Raw genomic sequence first — 22,863 nt, forward strand, 5'->3', positions numbered from 1 at the left:
GGGTCCGCCGGCGGCATCCGCGCAATAGGATTGGCGTCATGGCGGGCCGTATTCGACAGAGCGATGTCGAAGAGGTCAAGTCCCGCACGAACATCGCCGACATCGTCGGCGAGCATGTGGCGCTGAAGTCCGCCGGCGTCGGCTCGATGAAGGGCCTGTGCCCCTTCCACGACGAGCGCAGCCCGAGCTTCCACGTGCGCCCGCAGTTGGGCTACTACCACTGCTTCGGCTGCGGCGAGTCGGGCGACGTGTACACGTTCCTGCAGCGCATGGACCACGTCAGCTTCACCGAGGCGGTCGAACGCCTCGCCGAACGGGTCGGGTACGAGCTTCACTACGAAGACGGCGGCTCGCACGAGGGCCCGGGCAACCGGGCGCGGCTGCTCGCGGCGAACCGTGCCGCCGAGGACTGGTTCATCGCGCAGCTCACCTCTCCCGAGGCCGAGGTCGGCCGCCGGTTCCTCGGCGAGCGCGGGTTCGATGCCGAGGCGGCGAGGCGGTTCGGCGTCGGGTTCGCGCCGAAGAGCTGGGACGCGCTCACCAAGCACCTGCGCGGCAAGGGGTTCACGACCGACGAGATCACCGCGTCGGGGCTGGTCTCGCAGGGCGACCGGAACGTGTACGACCGGTTCCGGGGTCGGCTGATCTGGCCGATCCGCGACGTCACCGGGCAGACGGTCGGATTCGGTGCGCGGCGACTGCTCGAGGACGACCAGGGGCCGAAGTACCTGAACACCCCCGAGACGGCCGTGTACCACAAGGCGCAGGTGCTCTACGGGCTCGACCTGGCCAAGCGCGAGATCTCGAAGACGCACCGCGTCGTGGTCGTCGAGGGCTACACCGATGTCATGGCGTGCCACCTCGCGGGGGTGACGACCGCGATCGCGACGTGCGGCACGTCGTTCGGCGTCGATCACATCAAGGTGCTCCGACGCGTGCTCGGCGACGACTCGGCCGACGGCGAGGTCGTGTTCACCTTCGACGGCGACGCGGCCGGCCAGCAGGCCGCGATGCGCGCGTTCGCCGAAGAGAGGCGGTTCGCGGCGCAGACGTTCGTCGCGGTCGCTCCCGACGGGCTCGACCCGTGCGACCTGCGGCTCGCGCGAGGCGACGCCGCGGTGCGCTCGCTCGTGGAGGCGCGGACGCCGATGTTCGAGTTCGTGATCCGGCACACGCTCGCGAGGTTCGACCTCGAGACCGTCGAGGGCCGGGTCGCTGCGCTCCGCGCGGCCGCGCCGGTCGTCGCGGAGATCCGCGACCCCGCGTTGCGGCCCGGGTACACGCGCGAGCTCGCGCGCATGCTCGGCATGGAGCTCGACGAGGTCGGTCGCGCGGTGCGCCGCGCGGGCGCGCCGAACGGCGGGCAGCGGATGCCGCAGGCGGGGGTCCGCCCGGGCGAGAGCGCACCTGCGGAGCCGGCGCCCGTGGAACGCCCGTACTCGATCACCGACCTGCCTGGGGATCCGGCGACCCGGCTCGAACGCGACGCGCTGCAGGCGATGCTCCAGTACCCGGAGCTGGTGGGCGAGGACCTGCTCCGCCACGGCGTGGACTGCCGGTTCGGCAACGGCACGTTGGCCGCGGTGCGCGACGGGATCGCATCGGTGCTGGACTCGGCATCCGCTCCGGGCCGGAGCGCGGCGACGCCGGTCGCCGTCGACCGCGTCGTCGCCGAGGTGCCCGCGCCGTTCGCCGCCGTCGTGCAGCAGCTCGCCGTGCTGCCCGTGCCGCAGCGCAACGAGGCCGAACTGCTCGGCTGGGCCCGCGGTGTCGTCGAGTCCCTCGTGCATCGCGAGCTGCTCCGCCAGAAGCAGGAGCTGCTCGGTCGCCTGCAACGCACCGATCCGGCAGACACTGCGGCGTACACGATGATCCAACGTGCCCTCGTCGAGATCGAGCGCGAACGGCGCAGCCTCCGCAGCGACTGACCCGTACCGTCGAAGGTTGCAGATCGGTCACATTCGAGCTTCGGGGGGCCTCGCGTACCCCCGCGCGACCAGCTCGCTGTGCTAGCTCTGGAAGATACGCGATCGCGCCGCGGCGAACCCGCCTGCGCGATCCCACTCGACAGGAAGAGGCACGGATATGGCATCCGCACGCACGAACCGCCGGCGCGCACTCGCGCTCACGGCGGGCTTCTCCGCGGCAGCGCTCGCGCTGGCCGGCTGCTCCGCAGGCGGAGAGGACGACGGCGAGACCGGTGGCACGCTCACCATCGGCACCACCGAGCAGATCACGGCGCTCGACCCGGCCGGCTCGTACGACAACGGGTCGTTCGCGGTGATGAACCAGGTCTACCCGTTCCTCATGAACACGCAGTACGGCAGCCCCGACGTGGAGCCGGACATCGCCGAGTCGGCCGAGTTCACCTCCGACAACGAGTACACGGTCACGCTGAAGGAAGGGCTCACGTTCGCGAACGGCAACGAGCTCACCTCGTCCGACGTGAAGTTCACGTTCGACCGCCAGGTCGCGATCGCCGACCCGAACGGGCCCTCGTCGCTGCTCTACAACCTCGACAGCGTCGAAGCGCCTGACGACACCACGGTGGTGTTCACGCTGAAGTCGCCGAACGACCAGATCTTCCCGCTGATCCTGTCGAGCCCCGTCGGGCCGATCGTCGACGAGGAGGTCTTCGCGGCCGACGCGCTCACGAGCGACGACGACATCGTCGCGGGCGAGCCGTTCGCCGGCCAGTACACGATCACGAGCTACGACTTCAACAACCTCGTGGCGTACCAGGCGAACCCCGACTACGACGGGCTGCTCGGTGCGGCGAAGACCGACACGGTCAACGTGAAGTACTACACGGACGCCTCGAACCTGAAGCTCGACGTGCAGGAGGGCAACATCGACGTCGCGCACCGCACCCTCAGCGCGACCGACATCGAGGACCTCCGCGGCAACGACAACGTGAAGGTCGTCGACGGCCCGGGCGGCGAGATCCGCTACCTCGTGTTCAACTTCAACACGATGCCGTTCGGCGCCACGACCGCCGAGGCCGACCCGGCCAAGGCACTCGCCGTGCGCCAGGCGGTGGCCGACCTCATCGACCGCGACGCGATCTCGGAGGACGTGTACAAGGGCACCTTCACGCCCCTGTACTCGTACGTCGCCGACGGGCTGACCGGCGCCAACGAGGCCCTCAAGGGCCTCTACGGCGACGGTGCGGGCAGCCCCGACCCCGACAAGGCCGCGGAGCGCCTCGAGGCCGCCGGCGTCGAGACCCCGGTCGCGATCGGCATCCAGTACGTCGCCGAGCGCTACGGGCCGTCCTCGTCCGACGAGTACGCCATCATCAAGGAGAACCTCGAGTCGAGCGGCCTGTTCACGGTCGACCTGCAGTCGACCGAGTGGGTCCAGTACAACGAGGACCGCGTCGCCGACCTGTACCCGGCCTACCAGCTCGGCTGGTTCCCGGACTACTCGGACGCCGACAACTACCTCTCACCGTTCTTCCTCACGGAGAACTTCCTCGCGAACCACTACGAGAACGCCGAGGTCAACGACCTCATCCTCGAGCAGTCCACGACGGCCGACCCCGACGCCCGCGCCGCCCTCATCGGCGAGATCCAGGACAAGGTCGCGGCCGACCTGTCCACGATCCCGTACATGCAGGGTGCGCAGATCGCCGTGGTCGGCTCCGACGTGAGCGGCGCCGAGGACACGCTCGACGCGTCGTTCAAGTTCCGGTACGCCGCCCTGTCGAAGGGCTGAGCGCGCACTAGCTGTACTTCCCACGGTGGTTGTGTGCAGCGTGGTGTGACGGGGTGAGGTGAGGACCTCCGGTATCGATGTGGGTTACCACACTCACTCGACACAACGGAGGTCCTCGTGTCCTACGCTACCCATGCCCGTGCTGCGCTCACCGTGACCGGGCGGATCAAGATCGCGTTGCTCGTCGTCGACGACGGGTGGACACAGGCTCGTGTCGCTGAACGGTTCCAGGTCGCTCGTGGCACGGTGTCGAAGTGGGTCGCCCGGTACCGGGCAGGCGGGCGTGCGGCGATGCAGGATCGGTCCTCGAAGCCGAAGGTCTCGCCGTCGCGGACGCCGCAGCGCACCGAGCGTCGCATCATCGGGTTGCGGGTGAACCGGCGCTGGGGTCCGCACCGGATCGCGTACCACCTCGGCCTGCCGCAGTCGACGGTCTCGAAGGTGCTGAACCGGTACCGGGTGCCGCTGCTGGGACAGGTCGACAAGAACACCGGAGTCCGGGTCCGCAAGCCCAAGCCCGTCCGCTACGAACGCGCCGTGCCGGGCGAACTGGTGCACGTGGACGTGAAGAAACTCGGCCGCATCCCCGACGGCGGCGGGTGGCGCACCCTGGGCCGTTCCGCAGGGCGCAAGCACCGGTCCGGGGCCGGCTACTCGTACCTGCATTCCGCGATCGATGACCATGCCCGCCTGGTGTACTCCGAGATCCTCGACGACGAACGCAAGGACACCGCCGCGGGGTTCTGGGAACGCGCGAACGCGTTCTACACCGGCCACGGCATCACCGTGCAACGCGTGATGACGGACAACGGGTCCTGCTACCGCTCGAAGGCATTCAACGACGCGCTCGGCGAGAACGTGACGCACAAGTACACCCGCCCGTACCGGCCACAGACGAACGGCAAGATCGAGCGGTTCCACCGCACCCTCGCCGACGAATGGGCATACGCCCGGCACTACGCGTCAGACCAGCAGCGCGCCACGAGCTACCCCGACTGGCTGCATCACTACAATCACCACAGACCCCACACCGGGATCGGCGGCCTCGCACCCATCGACCGCGTCCACAACGTCAGTGGGAAGAACAACTAGCATCGTCAGTGCCGTGCGACGGGGGCGATCCGCAGTCGCGGGTCGCCCCCGTCCGGCCGCACGCGTGAGGACCCCATGAGCACAGTCGACACCCTCCAGACGTCGGACGCCCCACCCGGCGGCCGGCCGAAGCCCAAGGCGCAGGGGGGCGGTTTCGGTCGGTACCTCCTGGTGCGCTTCCTCCTGATCTTCCCCACGATCTTCATCCTCGTGACGGTCGTGTTCTTCCTCGCGAGGACCACGGGCGACCCGATCTCGGCCGCGCAGGGCGGCCGTCTCGGTCCCGAGCAGCTCGCCGAGCTCCGTGCTGCGGCCGGGTACGACCGGCCGCTCCTCGTGCAGTACGCCGAGTACCTCGGTCAGCTGCTGTCGGGCGACTTCGGCACGACGATGACGACGAACCGGCCGGTGGCCGAGGTCCTCCTGACCTACGGCCCGGCGACGTTCGAGCTCGTCTTCTACTCGCTCATCGTGGCCTTCGCCGTTGGCGTGCCGCTCGGGCTGTACGCCGCCTTCCACCGCGACAAGGCGCAGGACGCGATCGCGCGCGTGCTCGCGATCATCTGGTACGCCGTCCCGATCTTCTTCGCGGGCCTGCTGCTGAAGCTCGTCTTCGCCGTGTGGCTGAAGTGGCTCCCGGTCGCCGGGCGCGCGAGCGTCGGCGCCGAACTGCAGATGCAGGCGCTGCCGAACAAGACCGGCTTCTACACGATCGACGCGATCATGACCGGCGACCCCGACGTCCTCCTCGACGTGCTCTCGCACGCGGTGCTCCCAGCGATCGCGCTCGGTCTGCTCACCGCGGGCATCTTCCTGCGGCTCGTGCGGACCAACGTGATCGGCACGCTCGCGACCGACTACGTCGACGCGGCACGCTCGCGCGGCGTCGCCGAGTCGCGGCTGCTCCGCAAGCACGCCTACCGGCCCGCGCTGATCCCGATCATCACCGTCATGGGCCTGCAGATCGCGCTGCTGCTGGCCGGGGCCGTGCTCACCGAGACGACGTTCGAGTGGAAGGGGCTGGGCTTCATCCTCGCCGAGTTCCTCGAGTCGCGCGACTTCGCCGCCGTGCAGGGCATCGTCGTCCTGTTGGCGGTGATCGTCGCCCTCACCAACTTCATCGTCGACATCATCGCCGCGTTCATCGACCCGAGGGTGAGGTACTGACATGGCCGTCACCGCCGCCCCGCGCCCCGGTCATCGGTGGCGCGACCGCATCCCCGTCGTGCACCAGGTCCGGCAGAGCGTCGGCCTGCAGCGCGGCATGCTCGTCGCCGGCCTGGCCATGCTGCTCGTGTTCGTGCTGTGCGCGATCTTCGCCCCGCTGCTCGCACCGTACGGCTTCGCTCAGCGCTCCGACGAGTCGGGCGGATTCGGTGCGCAGCAGCCGCCGTCCGCCGAGCACCCGTTCGGCACGACCGTCGGCGGGTACGACGTGCTCTCGCGCGTGATCTGGGGAACGCAGACCGCGATCCTCGTGATCGTCATCGCCGTCGTGCTCGCGATCTTCATCGGCGTCGTCCTCGGGCTCTTCTCCGGCTACTTCGGCGGGTGGCTCGATCGCGTGCTCGTCGTGATCTTCGACGCGATCTACGCGTTCCCGTCGCTGCTGCTCGCGATCGTGCTCTCGATCGTGATCTCGGGAGGGCAGTCCAACCTGTGGGGCGGGGTGCTGGCGGCGGCCGGCTCGATCACGGTCGTGTTCATCCCGCAGTACTTCCGCGTCATCCGCGCCGAGACGGTGCGCATCAAGTCGGAGGCGTTCGTGGAATCGGCGAAGGTGCTCGGCGCCCCCAACCGCCGGATCGTGTTCCGGCACGTGTTCCGCAACGCCACGCGCACGCTGCCGCTCATCATCACGCTGAACTCGTCCGAGGCGATCCTCACGCTCGCCGCCCTCGGGTTCCTCGGCTTCGGCATCGAGCCGACGGCCGCGGCCGAGTGGGGGTACGACCTGAACAAGGCGCAGTCGGATGTCACGAGCGGGATCTGGTGGACGGCGATGTTCCCGGGCCTCGCGATCGTGTTCACGGTCCTCGCGATCACGCTCGTGGGCGAGAGCCTGAACGACCTCGCCGACCCGCGCCTGCGCGGGCGACGGCGGGTCGCGCAGGCCTCGGGCGAGGTCGCGCAGACCTCGGTCGTGCCGGGCGGCACGCTCGATGCGGGTCCCGGCGGGTTGCAGGGCCTGGAGGACGGCGAGACGTTCGACGAGCACGGGATCGAGGTCAGGCGATGAGCACGGTGGTCGACATCAGGGACCTCGGCGTCTCGTTCGCGACGGATGCCGGTGCGGTCAAGGCCGTCGCGGGCGTCACGCTCTCGGTCGATCGCGGCGAGGTGCTCGCGATCGTCGGCGAGTCCGGGTCGGGCAAGACGGTGACCGCGAAGACCATCCTCGGCCTCCTCCCGGAGACGGCGACGACCAGCGGCGCCGTGGTGCTCTCGAACCGCGACGGCACGGCCGAGCACGACGTGGTGTCGCTCAGCGGAGCGCGGCTGCGCGGCATCCGCGGCACCGATGTCGCCATGGTGTTCCAGGAGCCGTCCACGGCGCTGAACCCCGTGTACACGGTCGGCTGGCAGATCATGGAGGGCCTGCGCGCGCACGGGAAGGTGTCGAAGGCCGAGGCGCGCTCGCGGGCGATCGAGATCCTCGGCAAGGTCGGGATCCCCGACCCCGAGCACCGCGTCGACCACTACCCGCACCAGTTCTCGGGCGGGCAGAAGCAGCGCATCGTGATCGCGATGGCGCTCGTGCTCGAGCCGGGCCTCATCGTCGCCGACGAGCCGACGACGGCGTTGGATGTCACGGTGCAGGCCGAGATCCTCGACCTGCTGCGGCGCGTGCGCGACGAGTTCGGCACCGCGATCGTGCTCATCACGCACAACATGGGCGTCGTCGCGGATCTCGCCGACCGCGTCGCGGTCATGTACCACGGCGAGGTCGTCGAGGAGGCGCCCGCGCGTGAGCTCTTCGCCGAGCCGAAGGCCGAGTACACCAAGGCGCTGCTCGCGGCCGTGCCGTACGTCGGGCACGGCTCGGCGCGCGCGGTCGAACGCGCCGCGGCGCGGCCCGCCGACTGGGCCGACCACGCGCCCGTCGTCGAGGCGCGCGGCCTCGAGATCGAGTACCCCGGGCGGCTCGGGCGGGCCGGCTTCCGCGCGGTCGACGGAGTCGACCTCGTGATCCGGCCCGGCGAGGTCCTCGGCCTCGTCGGCGAATCGGGCTCGGGCAAGACGACGATCGGCCGTGCCATCGCGGGCCTGACGAAGGTGACCGGCGGGTCGCTGCGCGTGCTCGGGCACGAGATGCTCGGCATCCGGGAGCGCAGCTTCCGCCCGTCTCGCAGCCGGATCGGGTTCGTGTTCCAGGACCCGGCGTCGAGCTTCAACCCGCTGCTGACCATCGCCGAGTGCGTCGCCGAGCCGCTCGTCATCCACGACCGCGCGGTCGATGCGCGCGACGCGCGCCCCCGCGTCGACGAGCTCCTCGAGGCCGTGCAGTTGCCGGCCGGCTACGGCGACCGGTACCCGCACGAGCTCTCGGGCGGGCAACGGCAGCGCGCGAGCCTCGCGCGCGCGATCGCGCTCGAACCCGAACTGCTCATCGCCGACGAGCCGACGTCGGCACTCGACGTGTCGGTGCAGGCGCGCGTGCTCGAGCTGTTCGCCGAACTGCAGCGCGAGTTCGGCTTCGCGTCGCTGTTCATCAGCCACGACCTCGCGGTCGTCGACCTGCTGGCCGACCGCATCGCGGTCATGTACCGTGGGCGCCTGGTGGAGGAGGGCACCGGGGCCGAGGTGCTCGGCTCGCCGAGCGACCCGTACACGCAACGGCTGCTCGCCTCCCTGCCGGTTCCCGACCCGGTCGCGCAGGCGGACCGTCGGGAGCAACTGCGCCGCCTGCGGGAAGAAGGATCATGAGTCGTCCCGCCGCCCACGGCTTCCCGGTCGTCGTCAGCGACCTGTCGGTCGAGTACCCTGCGCGCGGTCCGAGTGCCGCGCACGTCGCCCTGCACGGCGTCGACCTGCGGGTCGCGCCCGGCGAGGTGCTCGGCGTGATCGGATCGGCCGGAAGCGGCACGACCACGCTGGCGCGCGTGCTCTCGGGTGCGGGCCTGGATGCGGCGATCGGCTCGTCCGAAGCGCGCCCGGTGATCACGGGCGGCGAGGCGAGCGTGCTCGGGCGCAAGCTGCGCGGCATCTCCAGGCGCAAGCTCAACGAGCTGCGCTTCCACGTGGGGTACCTGGCGCAGGATGCCGCGCAGCGGCTGCCATCGGATCGCATGGTCGCCGAGATCATCGGCGAACCCATCCTCGAGCGCGACCACCGGTACAACCGTTCGGCGCTCGCGACGCGGGTCGCGACCATGATCGACTCGGTCCGGTTGCCGCTGTCGATGCTCGAGAAGTTCCCGTACGAGCTCTCGAACGGGCAGCGCCAGCGCGTCGCCCTGGCGCGCGCGCTCGTGCTGGGCCCGTCGCTGCTCATCGCCGACCAGCCCACGGCGGGCATCGACCTGACCGTGCGGGATGCGGTCGCGAACCTGATGACCGACCTGCGCGACGGGCACACGTTCTCGGCGATCATCGTCTCGCACGACCTGCCGGTGCTGCGCCGGGTCGCCGACCGGCTCGTGATCCTCGACCAGGGTCGCGTGGTCGCGATCGGCACGATGGACGAGATCTTCGCCGACCCGTCGCACCCGTACGTCAAGGCGCTCGCGGGCGCGGTCGACGACGGCCACGCCCGGGTCGAGGACGTCGCGCCCGAGCCGCGCCGGTGAGTGCGTCGGGTGCAGCGGATGCCGCGGGCGCGGCGCCGCACGGAACGACCGGCGCGCGCTCGCCCGCCGCTCGCGTCGCGATCGTCGACGATGCCCGTGGCGAGTTCGTCGACGCGGCCCGCTCCGCCGGTGCGGAGGTCGGTCCGCTCTCGGCGGCGACACGCGGACTGATCTGGACCGCGTCCGAGGGCGAGGACGACCTCGAGGCGCTGCTCGCCGAGTACCAGGGCATCTCGTGGGTGCAGCTCCCGTGGGCGGGCGTGGACGCGTTCGCGGGGCTGCTCGAACGGCACCGCGGCGACGGCCGCGTCTGGACGAGCGCGAAGGGCGCCTATGCCCGGCCGGTCGCCGAGCACGCGCTCGCGCTCGTGCTGGCCGTGCTGCGGGAGCTGCCCCGGCGCGCCCGGACCGACCGGTGGGAGGCTGACGAACGGGGTCGGACCCTGTTCGGCGGTCGGGTGGTGATCCTGGGCGCAGGCGGCATCACGGTCGAGCTGCTGCGGTTGCTCGAACCGTTCGGGGTGCACGCGACGGTGGTGCGACGAGCGGATGCCGCCCTGCCGGGAGCTGCACGGACCGTCACGGAGGACCGGCTGCTCGAGGTGCTCACCGACGCCGACGTGGTCGTCGTCGCGGCCGCGCTCACGCCGACCACGCGCGGCATGTTCGGTGCCGCGGCGTTCGCCGCGCTGCCGCCCGGCGCCGTGCTCGTGAACGTCGCGCGGGGTGCGATCGTCGACACGGGCGCGCTCGTGGCCGCGCTCGGGTCGGGCCGGCTCGCGGGTGCGGCGCTCGACGTCACCGATCCGGAACCGTTGCCGCCGCGGCATCCGCTCTGGACCGCGCCGAACTGCCTCGTCACGCCGCACGTGGCCGACACCGAGGCGATGACGGTGCCGTTGTTCGCGCGGCGGATCGCCGTGAACACGGCCGCGTTCCTCGGTTCGGGAGACTTCGTGGGACGCATCGATCTCGATGCGGGTTACTGACGGAGCTGAGCCGACCTCGGATTGGGACTCCGGCGCGCGCTTTGCTAAAGTATCTCTGCGCGCACGCCGCGATCCTCCATAGCTCAATTGGCAGAGCAATCGGCTGTTAACCGATAGGTTCTTGGTTCGAGTCCAAGTGGGGGAGCCACAGGCCCCGCGACCACCGGTCGCGGGGCTTCGTCGTTCCCGCGGCCCGGCCCCGCCGCGGGATCGGGCGAGCGGCACCCGATGCGGATTTGCGGGCTCCCGGCAGGAGCGGGTCAACTGGGGGAGTGAGTTCCCCCGAACCGGTCGAGACGGATGCCGCGGCGGCCGACGCCGCCCGAGCGGACGCGCTGGCGGTGCGCGGCGCCCGGCGCGACGGCATCGCGGTCGGGCTCGCGACGGCCGCGTACGGCATCTCGTTCGGTGCGCTGTCGGTCGCGTCGGGGCTGGACGTCTGGCAGACCTGCTTCCTCAGCCTCGTGATGTTCACGGGCGGGTCGCAGTTCGCGCTCGTCGGCGTGCTCGGCGCCGGCGGGGTCGCGGCAGGCGGTTCGGCGATCGCCGCGGCCGCGCTGCTCGGGGTCCGCAACGTCGTCTACGGCATGCGCATGCGCCCGGTCGTCGGCGAGCACGGCATCGCGCACCGCGTGGCAGCCGCCTGGGTCACGATCGACGAATCGACTGCCGTCGCGCTCGCGCAGAGCACCGAGCGCGCCGCGCGGGTCGGGTTCTGGGTCACGGGCGTCGCGATCTTCGTCGGCTGGAACCTGACGACGCTCATCGGTGCGCTCATCGGCGACGCGCTCGGCGACACCCGGGCGTACGGGCTCGACGCCGCGGCCGCGGCCGCGTTCCTGGGCCTGCTGTGGCCACGATTGCAGCGCGTGCAGGCCGGCGCGGTCGCGGTGCTCGCGGCGGTCGTCGCGACCATCGCGACACCCGTCCTCACGCCGGGACTGCCCGTGCTCGTCGCAGCGGTCGTCGCCGTGATCGTCGGCTGGTTCGACCTGTTCCGGCGGCGGGAGGCGACCCGATGACGATCTGGCACGTCGTGCTCATCGCGACCGCGGCGACGCTCGCCCTGAAGATGTCCGGCCACCTCATGCCCGCCGGGTTCCTCGAACGCGAGCGGCCGGCCCGCATCGCGGACCTGTTGACCGTGGCGCTGCTCGCGGCGCTCATCGCCGTGCAGACGCTCGGCGACGGCCAGGCGCTGGTGGTCGACGCCCGGGTGCCGGCGGTCGTGGTCGCGGCGGCGCTCTACGCCGTGCGGACGCCGTTCATCGTGGTCGTCGCGGTCGCCGCCGGCGTCGCGGCGGGCATCCGGTTCTTCGCCTGACCCGCCGCTGTCGACGTCGGTCGCGAGCGGATGCCGCCGCTCACGCCTCCAGGTCGTCGACGCCGGGCGTCCAACTGCACCCCGGGCGGCCCCAACCGCGCTTGCGCGTGATCTTCTGCACGATGCGCTGGTCGTGGTCGTCGAGCCGGTCGAGGTAGAGCACGCCGTCGAGGTGGTCGAACTCGTGCTGGAAGATGCGAGCGAGCCATCCGTCGGCGACGATCTCGAACGGTTCGCCGTCGAGGTCGGTGGCACGCAGGATCGCCCGCTCGGCGCGGCGCAGCGCGAATCGTTCGCCCGGGAATGACAGGCAGCCCTCCGACTCGTCGTCCTCGTCGGGCATGCCCGGCACCGGCGGGGAGATCCACAGTTCCGGGTTGATCGCGACCCCCCGCCACTCGCGGTCGTCCTCGTCGGTCCAGCCGAACGTGAAGACGCGCAGCGGCACCCCCACCTGGGGTGCGGCGAGGCCGACACCGGGCGCGGCATCCATCGTCTCGAAGAGATCGCGCACGAGCGCGCGGATCTCGTCGTCGATGGTTTCGACCGGCGACGCCGGCGCGTGGAGCACGGGATCGCCCGTGATTCTGATCGGGAGCACGGCCATTCGGCAAGGATATCGGCGGGCGTGCCGGTAGGGTCGAGGTCGTGGATCCGGACCTCAGCGAGCTCACCGAGCTGATTCCGCTCGATCCGACGCAGTTCATCGGCATCCCGCTCGCGCTCATCGGCGCGGTCTTCCTGTCGCTCGGAGCCCAGTTCCAGCATCGCGGCGTCGTCAAGGTCGAAGCCAACACCGCCGACACACTGGGCAAGGGGCTCAACGGCAAGCAGCTCGCGCTGCTGCTGGCACGACCCTCGTGGGTGCTCGGCACGCTCATGCTCGGGCTCGCGATCGTGTTCCAGCTCTCGAGCCTGTACTTCGCGCCGCTCATCGTGGTGCAGCCGCTCGGCGCGCTGGCGCTCGTGATCACGTCGATCATGAACTCGCGGATCAACAAGGTGAAACTGAACCGGAAGTCGATCACCGCGATCGCGATGTGCGTGGGCGGCGTGTTCGTCTTCGTGGGCGTCGCCGCGTTCACCGCGGTCGACAAGCCCGTCCAGTCGCGGCAGCTCATCACGATCCTGATCGTGCTCGCCGTCGTGCTGGCCGCGGCCGGGATCACGTTCGCGCTGTTCCGCCGCCGCATCCGCGCCGTCTTCTACGTCATCATGGCGGGCGTCATCTACGGGTTCGTCGCGACGCTCGCGAAGGTCGTCCTCTCGCGGGTCCAGCAGGGGGAGTTCGACTGGCTGACGTTCCTGTGCGTGATCGCACTGATCGCGGCCACCGCCCTGGGCGCCTACTTCGTGCAGAACGCCTACGCGAGCGGCCCGCCCGATCTCGTGATCGCCGGACTCACCGTCGTCGACCCGATGGTGGCCGTGCTCATCGGCATCATCGTGCTCGGCGAGGCGTCGCAGGCGCCGCTCGCGGCGAACATCACGTTCGCCGTCACGGGTGCGATCGCCATCTGGGGCGTGTTCCTGCTCGCGAAGAATCATCCGCAGACCAGGTTGTGACCCGGGCGCGCGCGATGCGCGCGCGAAGCGGCATCCGCTCATGCGAGCAGCGCACGGCGCGCGGAATGGTTCCCGCACAGGCCGCCCTCGTAGACTAGGGTCGGTTCAATCCACCCGCCCCGCCCGTCCAGAACGGCAGACGGGCAAGCCCGCGCGCGGGCCACACCCCGTTCCACGAACAGCGAGGTACAGCACCACGTGTCCGACTCACCGAGCGTGTCCGCCGAACCCGGCCCGGATCGCCCCCTCCGGATCCTGATCGGCGCCGACACCTTCGCCCCCGACGTCAACGGCGCCGCACGATTCGCCGAGCGCCTCGCCGCCGGCCTCGTCGAGCGCGGTCACGACGTGCACGTCATGGCCCCGGCATCCAGCCGAAAGCACGGCACGTGGACCGAAGTGCACGAAGGGCAGGAACTGACCGCCCACCGGCTGCGCAGCTGGCGCTGGTACCCGCACGACTGGCTGCGCTTCGCGCTGCCCTGGCGCATCAAGCAGAACAGCGCCCGGGTGCTCGACGCCGTGCGCCCCGACGTGGTGCACTTCCAGTCCCACATCGTCGTCGGGCGCGGGCTGTCGATCGAGGCCGCGAAGCGCGGCATCCGCATCGTGGGCACCAACCACTTCATGCCCGAGAACATGCTCGAGTTCACGCTGATCCCGAAAGCGTGGCAGGACTGGGCCGTGGGGCTCGCGTGGAAGGCCGCGCGGCGCACGTTCGGCCGGGCCGAATCGGTGACGACGCCGACCAGGCGCGCCGCGGACTTCCTCGAGAAGTACACGGGCCTGCGCGGCGTGCACGCCATCTCGTGCGGCATCGACGCGCACAAGTACTTCCCGAACTGGGAACCGCGCACCGAGAACCGGATCGTGTTCGTCGGGCGGGTCACGGGCGAGAAGCAGATCGACGTCCTGCTGCGCGCCGTCACGCTCCTGCCCGCGGAGCTCGACGCGAAGGTCGACATCGTCGGCGGCGGCGACCAGAAGCGCAACCTCGAGCACCTCGCCGTCGAACTCGGCATCGCCGACCGCGTGAACTTCACCGGGTACGTGACCGATGAGGAGCTGCGCGAGATCTACCACCGGGCGTCCGTGCTCGCCATGCCGTCGATCGCCGAACTGCAGAGCATCGTCACCATGGAGGCCATGGCGTCGGCACTGCCCGTCGTCGCGGCCAACGCCATGGCCCTGCCCCACCTCGTGCACGACGGCGAGAACGGCCGCCTCTTCGAACCGGGCGATTCCCAGGACCTGGCCGACAAGCTGCGCCAGGTGCTCGAAGCCACCCCCGACGACTACAACGCGATGAAGGCGCAATCGCTCAAGCTCATCAAGACGCACGACATCACCCGCACACTCGACACGTTCGAGAGTCTGTATCGTGGGGAACGCGTGACCGATCCGGTCACCGAGTCGATCCCGGTCATCCTTCCCGACTGAGATCGCTCACGGGGCGGTAGCTCAGCCGGTTAGAGCAGTGGACTCATAATCCATCGGTCACGGGTTCAAGTCCCGTCCGCCCTACTTGTCGGAAACTGCACCTGATCAGGCACTTCTCCTTCGTTTCCGAAGCTGGCATGTTCGCAGGAAATGCGCATTCAGGCCGCCGTATATCGCTCTGATCAGGGGTTTCTCGTCAGACTTGAACCCAAGTCCAGAAGACTCTCGCATCAAGTGTGGCCAAGTTGGAAATCGCTCTGATCAGGAGTTCTGCGGGCTCGAATTCGCCTTCTTAGAGGCGTTCACGTTTATTCAACGTTTATTCGATGTCCATCGAGGCGAATCATCGTCGCGGCGCTCAATAGTGCGGGTGGTTCTTGACGACTCGGACTGTCCCGATCAGCTCGCACCGGGGTGGCGAGGGAAGCGTCGCAGCCACTCGGCGTGATAGGTCGGGCGCGCGTGGCGCCGCCCGTGCGATTCGCCGGCCAGAACGATGCCCTCGTATGTCGAGATGAGACCGTCCCAGGTCTGGGCCACGAGATGGAAGCCCGCGCTGAACGCATTCGCGATCGCGTTCGAGGGCCGCATCAACGAATGAACGCCGGCCCAGAAACACCGTTCATCTGACAGACCAGCGGCGTGACGACGTTAACTCTGGAGCAGGTCGCTGATCCCGTCGCGGTAGCTGGTAGTCGGGAAGTCGGGGAATCGTGCTGTGAACTTCGATGAGTCGAAGATGTTGTCCTGCCGGTAGCGGGGCAGCAGCTCTTCGGCCTCCTTGACCGCCGGGTTCACGAGTCCGCCGATCCGGAACGCCCACTCGGGCACGGTGGTGAACGGGATCTTCCTCCCGATGACGTCGGAGGCGGTGTCGATCATGTCCCGGTAGGTCAGTCGGTCCGTGGGGACCGGAAGATGCCAGGTCTGCCCGTAGGCATCGGGGGTGTTGCCGATGAGGGCCATGGCGCGGCTGGCGTCGGGTGTCCAGATCAAGCTGCGCCGGGTGTCCGCGCTCAGCGGCACCAGCGGGCGCTTGCCCTGTTTGATGCGGTCGAAGACCGCTGCGTTGGTGAGGCTCTGGGTCTTGCCGGGGCCGTAGAACTCAGGGGCGCGGCAGATCACCGCATCGATCGTGCCGGCGGCCATCTCAGCGAGCAGAGTCGTGGCGATCTGCGCGCGCACGGTCGCTTTGCGGCCGACCGGCTCGAACGGCGTCTGCTCCGCCTGAGGCGTCGCGGTGCGCGGGTACATGTAGGTGTTGTCGAAGAAGACCAGTCGTGCGCCGTGCGTGCGGCAGGCGGCGATCGTGTTGGCCATCATGGTCGGGAACCGCTGTTCCCACAGTGTCGAGTCCATCGGGAGGCCCACAGTGAGATAGACGATGTCGCTCCCTGCCACCGCCCTGTCGGTGGTGTCGGCGTCCATCAGGTCGGCGGGCACGAGCTGGTCGGTGTCGTGGACTTTGCGGGGGTTTCGGCTGACGAGACGGATGTCGTCGGTGAAGTTCCGGCGTAGTTCGCGGGTGAGTTCTTCGGCGATCTGGCCGCCTGATCCGAGTATGGTCTGCATGCGTTTCGCCCTTTCCGGCGCGAGTTTGGGGGTGGTCGTCAGCGGTTGTCGAGGAGGGCGGCGACTTTGGTCGCGGTCTCCTTGGCCGAGCCGGGGTTCTGACCGGTGACGAGGTTCCCGTCCACGACGGCGTTGGAGACGAACGGCAGCAGCGCTTTGGAGTAGTGCGCGCCGCGTTGCTGGATGCGTTCCTCGATGTTGTACGGGACGAGCTTGTCGACCCGGGCGAGGACCTCTTCGCGCCAGGAGAAGCCGGTAAGGTCGCGGCCCGCGACCAAGTAGCTGCCGTCGGAGAGGGTCGTGTCGACCAGGCCGCAGTATCCGTGGCAGACCGCACCGACGATTCCGCCGCGCTCGAAGATCTCCCGGGTGATCCGTTGCAGGCCCGTGCTGCCGGGGAAGTCGAACATCACCGCGTGACCGCCGGTGAAGTAGATCGCGTCATAGTCTGCGGAGTCGACCTGCTCGGGGCTGGCCGTGTTCTCCAGCAGTGCCATTCGCGCCGGGTCCTCCCGCCATGCTCGGGCGGACTTGTCGTAGTTGGGTCGCTTGAGTGACCGTGGCTCCAGCGGCGACTTCCCGCCGGCGGGGCTCACGATCGTCTGCTCGAAGCCGCGCTCGGCGAAGATGTCGTAGGCGTGCGTCAGTTCGGACAGCCACAGCCCGGTCGGATGCGAGGGGTCGATCTCATAGCTGTCGACATTGGTGACGACGAGCAGGATGCGCTTACTCATGGGAACTCTCGATTCTGGAGGACGAGGTAGGTGGGAAGACGGCAGCGAGCGTCGATCGCACGCGCTCGTCGACAGCGGCAGGGTCGGTGGCGGGAAGTTTGCCGTCGAGGTGCAGGAACGCCAGCCCATGGGCCAGCGACCACCCCGCGGTCGCCAAAGCGACAGGGTCGGACTGCGGGAAAACCTCGACCATGACAGCTTCGAGATAGCCATGCAGTGTGCGTGCTGCACGCACCCGCTCGTCGTCCTGGTCGTCGCATTCCTGCCCGAACATCAGCCGGAACAACGCCGGCCTGCGCAACGCGAAACGCACATACTCGACGGCAAGCTCGCCAACCTCGGCCGCAGAGGCCGGAGGCTTCCTGTCGGCGGTGAGATCGTCCATCAGCTCACGCAGCCCCTGAACCGCCAACGCCGACTCCAGCGCCTCCCGGTCGGTGAAGTGCCGATACGGAGCGCCCGTGGACACGCCAGCCCGACGAGCGGCCGCACGCAGCGACAGCGGCTCGCCGGCCTCCAACCCCTCCAGCGCGGCACGCAGCAACGTCGCCCGCAGATCGCCGTGGTGATAGCCCACCCTCGCCGTGTCCGAACTCATCCATTGCTCCCACCACCAAGTATGCACCGCTTACATTACCATCACGGATGCCTCTACCGGCCGCGCCACCCTGATCTCGGGTGGGCGCCGTTGCGCCGCAGTCGGGCGGCACCCACAGGGCGGGGCGGGCTGGGCTGGATACGATGAAGCCGGACAGGGTGCAAGTTCCACGAACATGTACCCCCGCAACCCCTCACAGCAGTCCTGAACCCGCATGTTCCCGCGATTCAGGCTTCAGAATTCCTGAACTTGCGGGGAACGGCCATCATGCGCGCGGTGGTCTCGGACGCGGCGAGCTCATCGGGATGCAGTTGATGCTGCACGACGAAGCTGCGGTCCTTGACGCGCCAGAGGCCCTGCCCGAGCCCGAGCGTCGGCGGCAGCAGGTTCTGCTCGGTGCCTGACAGGCCGAGCGCGGCGGCCGTCGACCCGAGCTGATCCGGCTCCTGCTGGTAGACGATGCGCGTCTCGGCGTTCGCGAGCAGCGAGGAGGCGAGTGCGCGCATCGCGGAGCCGGAGTCACCGACGTTGTCGAGGTCGGAGAGCTTGTGGAAGATCAGCATGTTCGCGATGCCGTAGTGGCGGGCGAGGCGCCGCTGCGCATCCATGCGTCGAGGCAGCGCGGGGTAGGCCATCAGCCGCCACGCCTCGTCGTAGACCACCCACCGCTGCCCACCGTCGGGATCAGCGAGCGCGGATTCCATCCACGCCGACGAGCTCGTCATGAGCGCCGAGATCAGGGGCGAGTTCTCGGCGACGCGCGACAGGTCCAGCGAGACCATCGGCAGGCTTGGGTCGAAGCGGGCCGTCGACGGGCCGTCGAGCAGCCCGGCGAGGTCGCCCGCCACGAGGCGCCGGAGGGCGTGGCCGACGAGGCGCCCGTCGTCCGCGAGGCGGCCGTCCGGGTCACCTGCTGTGCCTGGTTGGAGTACGCGGTCGACGAGCATCGGCAGGATCGGCACGACGGCAGCTCCGGGAGGATCTGCTCGTGCCGGAGATCGTGCGGCTGCACACGGAGAACTACGGCGTCTACGGGTGCCGGAAGATGCATGCGCTGCTGCGCCGGCAAGGATGGGTGATCGGCCGGGATCAGACCGAGCGGTTGATGCGTCGTGCCGGAGTCCGCGGCGTGCAGCGCTCGAAGCGGGTGTTCACGACGAAACCGGACCCGGCGCAGGCCAAGCCGAAGGACCTCGTGCAACGCCGGGTCACGGCCGACGCGCCTCGGAAGCTGTGGGTGGCTGACGTGACGTACGTCGCAACATGGAGTGGCTTCGCCTACGTGGCGTTCGTCACCGACGTCTACTCGCGTCGCATCGTCGGCTGGAACGTCGCGTCGACGTTGAAAGCGGACGTGCTGCCGCTGCAGGCGCTGAACATGGCCGCGTGGGCCGCAGACGGCAAGCTCGACGGGCTGATCCATCACGCCAATCACGGGTCGAACTACCTCGCCGTCGTCTACACCGACCGGATCGAGGAGCTCGGCGCGAAACCCTCCACCGGGACGGTCGGCGACTCGTACGAAAACGCCCTCGCCGAAGCGGTGAACGGGCTCTACAAGACGGAACTGATCCGCCGTCGGGGGCCGTGGCGGACCGTCGAGCAAGTCGAACTCGCGACGCTCGAGTACGTCTGGTGGTGGAACAACCAGCGCCTGCATGGCGAGCTCGACATGCGCACCCCGATCGAGGTCGAGCAGGCGTACTACGCTGACCAGAAATCAGACCTCCCGGCGACCGCCGGACAGGAAACCCGATAGGCACGAAACCCAGGCCGAATCACTACTGCAATGGCGCCGCGTTGACCGAACACAGAAGCGCCGCGCCTGCTTCTGACGCGCCGCAGGTTTCAACGCTGGCCTGGCTGGCAAGGTCGACGCAGTCCCGGCCCGGATCCTCGCCGCAGTCCGCCGCTGGTTCGCTCGTTTCACCGTCGGCGGCAGGTTCGCGCTCATCGGCCCGGCGCTGCTGACGTTCATCATGTTTCTGAGCGGCGGCCTCGGCGGGGGCCTCATGGATATCGGCGTGATCGGATTGATCACCGGGGTCTACACGCCCATCACGCAGCGTCGCTCTTTGGGGGGGGCATCGTGGCCCGGAAGCCGCCGCCAGTGTGGTCGCTGCGGGCCCGCTCGCATCGTTCGTCGGCACGGCCGCGACGGCGGTGACTACACCTGATCGCCTTGAAGCAGTGGGGCGCAGTGCACGCCGACGCCGGACGCTGGTTCGGGACTTGATGCGTCAACGTTTATCCAACGTTTATTCGATCCGAGGTCGGTCGAACTGTACCGAGGTATCTTGCGTACTCTGGAAGGCACACTTACAGGATCGGCGAGAAATCCCAGGTCATGTCGAGATCGGTCGAGCAGTCGCCGCGATTCGGAGTCTTGCCACCTCGGCCTGGGCGAGTCCATCGGTCACGGGTTCAAGTCCCGTCCGCCCTACCGTATATCGACGTGATCAGGACTTCTTGCCCAGAGTGATGGGTGAGTCCGCCCGGCCCGTCCGGAGAGGTCATCCCTCGGCGTTTCGACCTTGGAGCGTTTCCGCCCGTACGTTTCGGGGAGCAGCCCTGCTGGGTTCTTGTCCCGAGGCCTGCGCTAGAATATGTGCTGAGTGTCATATTCGGAGGTGGTCATCGTGGCGAGTTCGTCGACGCTTGTGCGGGCCGCGCGTCGGAGTCGGCATCTCACCCAGACGCGGCTTGCGGCGCTGACTGGGATCGATCAGGCGAGCGTGTCGCATCATGAGCGGGGGAGGGATGCTGCGTTCAGTACCGTGGATCGGTTGCTGGCCGGCGCCGGGCATCGTTTGTATGCGGCGCCGACGCGTCGGGATGATGTTGCCAGCGCGGCGGTGGCGATCCGCGACCACCTTCGTGCGAAGGATCCGGATCGGGCTCTCCGCGCGCTGCTCCAGTTGAACGACGACCTCACCGCAGAGCATGGACTTGTCAGAGGCATCCTGGCCCTGGCTGAGCCGGAACCCACCGGGGACCGGGTCTGGGATGCGGCGATCGCGGCGCTTGTAGCGTGGAGGCTGAAGCAGGAACAGATCCCGGTGCCTGCTTGGGTGGACGAACCTGAACGTGCACTGACTGAGCCGACCGTGTTCAGGGTCGACCCCGCCGATCCTACGCCCGGGCCGGACGATGTCCCGGATGAGTTCGCTGAGCGTGGCGTCCTTGCCTGGGCCGACACGTTCGCGAGCGTGTGATGCCGGGCCCTGCGCTCGACCGTGATGAGATCATCATCGCTCTCAGAGACCTTGTCGCCGAGCTTCGCGCCGCCGGCGAGATCGCAGGCATCCGGCTCGTGGGCGGGGCAGCGCTTGCACTGCATTACTTCGACCGAGGAACCACGCAGGACCTGGACGCGCTGCACGTCCACCCGGGATCGGATGAGTCGGTCGTGGCCGCCGCCGAGCGGGTGGCCGACCGGCACGGTTGGGACGCACACTGGCTGAACTTCGAGGTCACCAAGGCTGATGCGATCCCGACCCTCGGCCGCGCCGTGGAATGGGAGACGATCTACGAGGTCGACGACATCGTCATCCAGGTCGCGTCGAAGGAAGCGATGCTCGCGATGAAGCTTCGCGCGAACCGCCCCGGTCGCGACACCCGCGACATCCGCCTGCTCCTCGCGCTCTGCGACATCCACACGCTCGAGCAGGCGGAGGATCTCTACGAGGAGTTCTACCCCGGTGACCTGCTCGCCGAACGCGCGGTGCGGATGGTCACCGCCATCCTCGATGATGGACCGACGCCGGCGCCGCCCTCGCCGGGGCCGATCGAGATCTGAAGGCCGACCCGACGCGGCGCGCGCCGGGCGCAGCGTGATCGAGTGTGTTCGGTTCGCCTGGGTTCGTCTCGAACACCTTCGTGGCATGAACAGCGAACGCCTTTCCGGGCTCGGCTTGGAGCCCATGTTGACCACGAGCGAGCTCGCCGAGTACCTCGGCGTGCACGTGCAGGCGATCTACGACCTGCGTTCCGACGGGCGCGGCCCGGTCCGTCGGGATGTGAGACATTCCGGGTTCAAGGGCGTAGGGCGCTCTGCGCTGTGCGCTCCACGAGGCTTCGGAACCAGCGGTGCCCGGCGTCCTGTTCGTGTGTGGGGCTCCACCAGAATGCCTGCTTGATATCCGGCAAGGAGATGGGGCAGTCGACGGCCAGGACGTCGCCGCGACGTTCGAACCGCTCGACCAGGGAGGCCGGCACGAAGGCGACCCGATCGGTGTCGGCCACCATGTCGGGCAATGTCAGGAAGCTCCGCGTCGTCACCTGCGTACGCGGGTAGACCCCGAGCACGTGCAGTTCGCGCGTGGCCGCGACGATCGCGGTGCGCCCACTGTAGGTCGTGGCCCACGGCCGCGCGCCGAGCGCCTCGACCGTCAGCTCGGTGGCGGCGGTCTCGATGGCGACGAGGCACCGCCAGCGGTCGCTGAACAGGTCGATGAAGCCGATGTGCTCGAGATAGCCGTGGGGGAGGATGAGCCCGTCGATCTCCCGGAGCGAGTCGGGGGCGCCGTCCACGATCGCGTCCTGCACGTGCTCCATGCGGAGCATCGCGTTCGGTGCGGCCTGCGAGAACTCGCGGGCGAGCACGGCCCCGAACACGGTCGAGACGTAGTCGGAGCAGACGAGGCGGAACTCGCGCGTGCTCTCATGTGGCCGGAATTCGGCCTGGGCGGCGAACACGCGGCTGAGCGCGTTGCTCGCGTTGATCACGGACTCGAGCAGCTCGACGCCGAGCGGGCTGAGCTCGTACCGGTTGCCCGAGCGGATGAGCAGCTCGTCATTGAAGTGCCTGCGGAGACGAGCGAGCGCGGCCGACAGCGCGGGCTGGCTCATGAACAGCCGCTCGGCCGCTCGGCTCACGCTGCGCTCCTCGAGCAGCGTCTGCAATGGCACGACGAGGTTGAGGTCGACCGAGCTCAGCTGCAGGGGAGTTCGACCGGGCTCCGTCGACACGTCACACGAGGCGGTCGGCTCGTTCGTCATCGTCGACGCCTCCTTCGCGGGGATCGGTCCACGGTTCAGG

The 22,863-nt window shown here is 69.1% G+C and carries 21 protein-coding genes, 2 tRNA genes and 1 pseudogene; 18 read left to right on the forward strand and 6 right to left on the reverse strand.

The window, feature by feature from the left end:
* The first annotated feature begins 38 nt into the window (after positions 1-38).
* The 11 genes from dnaG (at position 39) to DSM26151_RS06910 (ending at position 11,912) form a co-directional block, all read left to right on the forward strand.
* Positions 39-1,928 carry a DNA primase gene (dnaG, locus tag DSM26151_RS06860; protein ID WP_234661656.1) on the forward strand — a complete coding sequence of 630 codons (1,890 nt, stop codon included), beginning with the start codon at positions 39-41 and terminating at the stop codon, positions 1,926-1,928.
* 157 nt (positions 1,929-2,085) lie between these two features.
* Positions 2,086-3,717 carry an ABC transporter substrate-binding protein gene (locus DSM26151_RS06865; protein ID WP_234661657.1) on the forward strand — a complete coding sequence of 544 codons (1,632 nt, stop codon included), beginning with the start codon at positions 2,086-2,088 and terminating at the stop codon, positions 3,715-3,717.
* Positions 3,718-3,834: 117 nt separating this feature from the next.
* Entirely contained in the window at positions 3,835-4,809 is a 975-nt protein-coding gene (locus DSM26151_RS06870) for an IS481 family transposase (protein WP_234660574.1), read from the forward strand.
* 75 nt (positions 4,810-4,884) lie between these two features.
* Positions 4,885-5,976, forward strand: a complete 1,092-nt coding sequence (locus tag DSM26151_RS06875) for an ABC transporter permease (protein ID WP_234661658.1) — start codon at positions 4,885-4,887, stop codon at positions 5,974-5,976.
* A gap of 1 nt (position 5,977) precedes the next feature.
* Positions 5,978-7,048, forward strand: a complete 1,071-nt coding sequence (locus DSM26151_RS06880; RefSeq protein WP_234661659.1) for an ABC transporter permease — start codon at positions 5,978-5,980, stop codon at positions 7,046-7,048.
* Positions 7,045-8,736 carry an ABC transporter ATP-binding protein gene (locus DSM26151_RS06885; protein ID WP_234661660.1) on the forward strand — a complete coding sequence of 564 codons (1,692 nt, stop codon included), beginning with the start codon at positions 7,045-7,047 and terminating at the stop codon, positions 8,734-8,736. The genes DSM26151_RS06880 and DSM26151_RS06885 overlap by 4 nt, the downstream gene beginning before the upstream one ends.
* On the forward strand, positions 8,733-9,599 hold the full coding sequence (locus DSM26151_RS06890) for an ATP-binding cassette domain-containing protein (protein WP_234661661.1): 867 nt from the start codon (positions 8,733-8,735) through the stop codon (positions 9,597-9,599). Before DSM26151_RS06885 ends, DSM26151_RS06890 begins: the two co-directional genes overlap by 4 nt.
* Entirely contained in the window at positions 9,596-10,588 is a 993-nt protein-coding gene (locus tag DSM26151_RS06895) for an NAD(P)-dependent oxidoreductase (protein ID WP_234661662.1), read from the forward strand. The genes DSM26151_RS06890 and DSM26151_RS06895 overlap by 4 nt, the downstream gene beginning before the upstream one ends.
* 72 nt (positions 10,589-10,660) lie before the next feature.
* A tRNA-Asn gene (locus DSM26151_RS06900) sits at positions 10,661-10,736 on the forward strand.
* A 187-nt stretch (positions 10,737-10,923) separates the two neighbouring features.
* Positions 10,924-11,610: an AzlC family ABC transporter permease gene (locus DSM26151_RS06905; protein WP_234661828.1), complete on the forward strand. Its 687-nt coding sequence runs from the start codon at positions 10,924-10,926 to the stop codon at positions 11,608-11,610.
* Positions 11,607-11,912: an AzlD domain-containing protein gene (locus DSM26151_RS06910; RefSeq protein WP_234661663.1), complete on the forward strand. Its 306-nt coding sequence runs from the start codon at positions 11,607-11,609 to the stop codon at positions 11,910-11,912. The genes DSM26151_RS06905 and DSM26151_RS06910 overlap by 4 nt, the downstream gene beginning before the upstream one ends.
* A 40-nt stretch (positions 11,913-11,952) precedes the next feature.
* Here the strand turns inward: DSM26151_RS06910 and def are convergent, their stop codons facing one another.
* Positions 11,953-12,519, reverse strand: a complete 567-nt coding sequence (gene def, locus DSM26151_RS06915) for a peptide deformylase (RefSeq protein WP_234661664.1) — start codon at positions 12,517-12,519, stop codon at positions 11,953-11,955.
* A 41-nt stretch (positions 12,520-12,560) separates the two neighbouring features.
* Here def and DSM26151_RS06920 point away from each other — a divergent pair, with 41 nt between their 5' ends.
* The 3 genes from DSM26151_RS06920 (at position 12,561) to DSM26151_RS06930 (ending at position 15,002) form a co-directional block, all read left to right on the forward strand.
* On the forward strand, positions 12,561-13,478 hold the full coding sequence (locus DSM26151_RS06920; RefSeq protein WP_234661665.1) for a DMT family transporter: 918 nt from the start codon (positions 12,561-12,563) through the stop codon (positions 13,476-13,478).
* A gap of 198 nt (positions 13,479-13,676) precedes the next feature.
* Positions 13,677-14,918 carry a glycosyltransferase gene (locus DSM26151_RS06925; RefSeq protein ID WP_234661666.1) on the forward strand — a complete coding sequence of 414 codons (1,242 nt, stop codon included), beginning with the start codon at positions 13,677-13,679 and terminating at the stop codon, positions 14,916-14,918.
* 10 nt (positions 14,919-14,928) lie between these two features.
* Positions 14,929-15,002: transfer RNA gene (locus DSM26151_RS06930), tRNA-Ile, on the forward strand.
* 567 nt (positions 15,003-15,569) lie between these two features.
* On the opposite strand, the gene DSM26151_RS06935 is transcribed toward DSM26151_RS06930, so the two are convergent.
* The 4 genes and pseudogenes from DSM26151_RS06935 to DSM26151_RS06950 form a co-directional block, all read right to left on the reverse strand.
* Positions 15,570-16,490: an NAD-dependent epimerase/dehydratase family protein gene (locus tag DSM26151_RS06935; RefSeq protein WP_234661667.1), complete on the reverse strand. Its 921-nt coding sequence runs from the start codon at positions 16,488-16,490 to the stop codon at positions 15,570-15,572.
* A 38-nt stretch (positions 16,491-16,528) separates the two neighbouring features.
* Positions 16,529-17,224: a type 1 glutamine amidotransferase domain-containing protein gene (locus tag DSM26151_RS06940; RefSeq protein WP_234661668.1), complete on the reverse strand. Its 696-nt coding sequence runs from the start codon at positions 17,222-17,224 to the stop codon at positions 16,529-16,531.
* The gene (locus DSM26151_RS06945; protein WP_234661669.1) at positions 17,217-17,822 is read right to left on the reverse strand and encodes a TetR/AcrR family transcriptional regulator; all 606 of its coding nucleotides are present in this window, start codon (positions 17,820-17,822) and stop codon (positions 17,217-17,219) included. Before DSM26151_RS06945 ends, DSM26151_RS06940 begins: the two co-directional genes overlap by 8 nt.
* A 227-nt stretch (positions 17,823-18,049) precedes the next feature.
* Positions 18,050-18,784 (reverse strand): annotated as a pseudogene (locus tag DSM26151_RS06950) (ATP-binding protein); the annotation flags it as partial.
* 26 nt (positions 18,785-18,810) lie between these two features.
* Here DSM26151_RS06950 and DSM26151_RS06955 point away from each other — a divergent pair.
* The 4 genes from DSM26151_RS06955 (at position 18,811) to DSM26151_RS15185 (ending at position 21,961) form a co-directional block, all read left to right on the forward strand.
* On the forward strand, positions 18,811-19,581 hold the full coding sequence (locus DSM26151_RS06955; RefSeq protein ID WP_234661670.1) for an IS3 family transposase: 771 nt from the start codon (positions 18,811-18,813) through the stop codon (positions 19,579-19,581).
* An 856-nt stretch (positions 19,582-20,437) separates the two neighbouring features.
* A complete protein-coding gene (locus DSM26151_RS06960; RefSeq protein ID WP_234661671.1) occupies positions 20,438-21,037 on the forward strand; it encodes a helix-turn-helix domain-containing protein in 600 nt (199 codons plus the stop codon).
* Positions 21,037-21,621: a hypothetical protein gene (locus DSM26151_RS06965; RefSeq protein ID WP_234661672.1), complete on the forward strand. Its 585-nt coding sequence runs from the start codon at positions 21,037-21,039 to the stop codon at positions 21,619-21,621. Before DSM26151_RS06960 ends, DSM26151_RS06965 begins: the two co-directional genes overlap by 1 nt.
* A 124-nt stretch (positions 21,622-21,745) precedes the next feature.
* Complete coding sequence (locus DSM26151_RS15185; RefSeq protein ID WP_407651036.1) at positions 21,746-21,961, forward strand: helix-turn-helix domain-containing protein; 216 nt, start codon at positions 21,746-21,748, stop codon at positions 21,959-21,961.
* Here the strand turns inward: DSM26151_RS15185 and DSM26151_RS06970 are convergent.
* The gene (locus DSM26151_RS06970; protein ID WP_234661673.1) at positions 21,858-22,823 is read right to left on the reverse strand and encodes a LysR family transcriptional regulator; all 966 of its coding nucleotides are present in this window, start codon (positions 22,821-22,823) and stop codon (positions 21,858-21,860) included. The genes DSM26151_RS15185 and DSM26151_RS06970 overlap by 104 nt on opposite strands.
* Positions 22,824-22,863 lie beyond the last annotated feature (40 nt).

It is taken from the genome of Agromyces marinus, assembly GCF_021442325.1.
Classification (GTDB): domain Bacteria; phylum Actinomycetota; class Actinomycetes; order Actinomycetales; family Microbacteriaceae; genus Agromyces; species Agromyces marinus.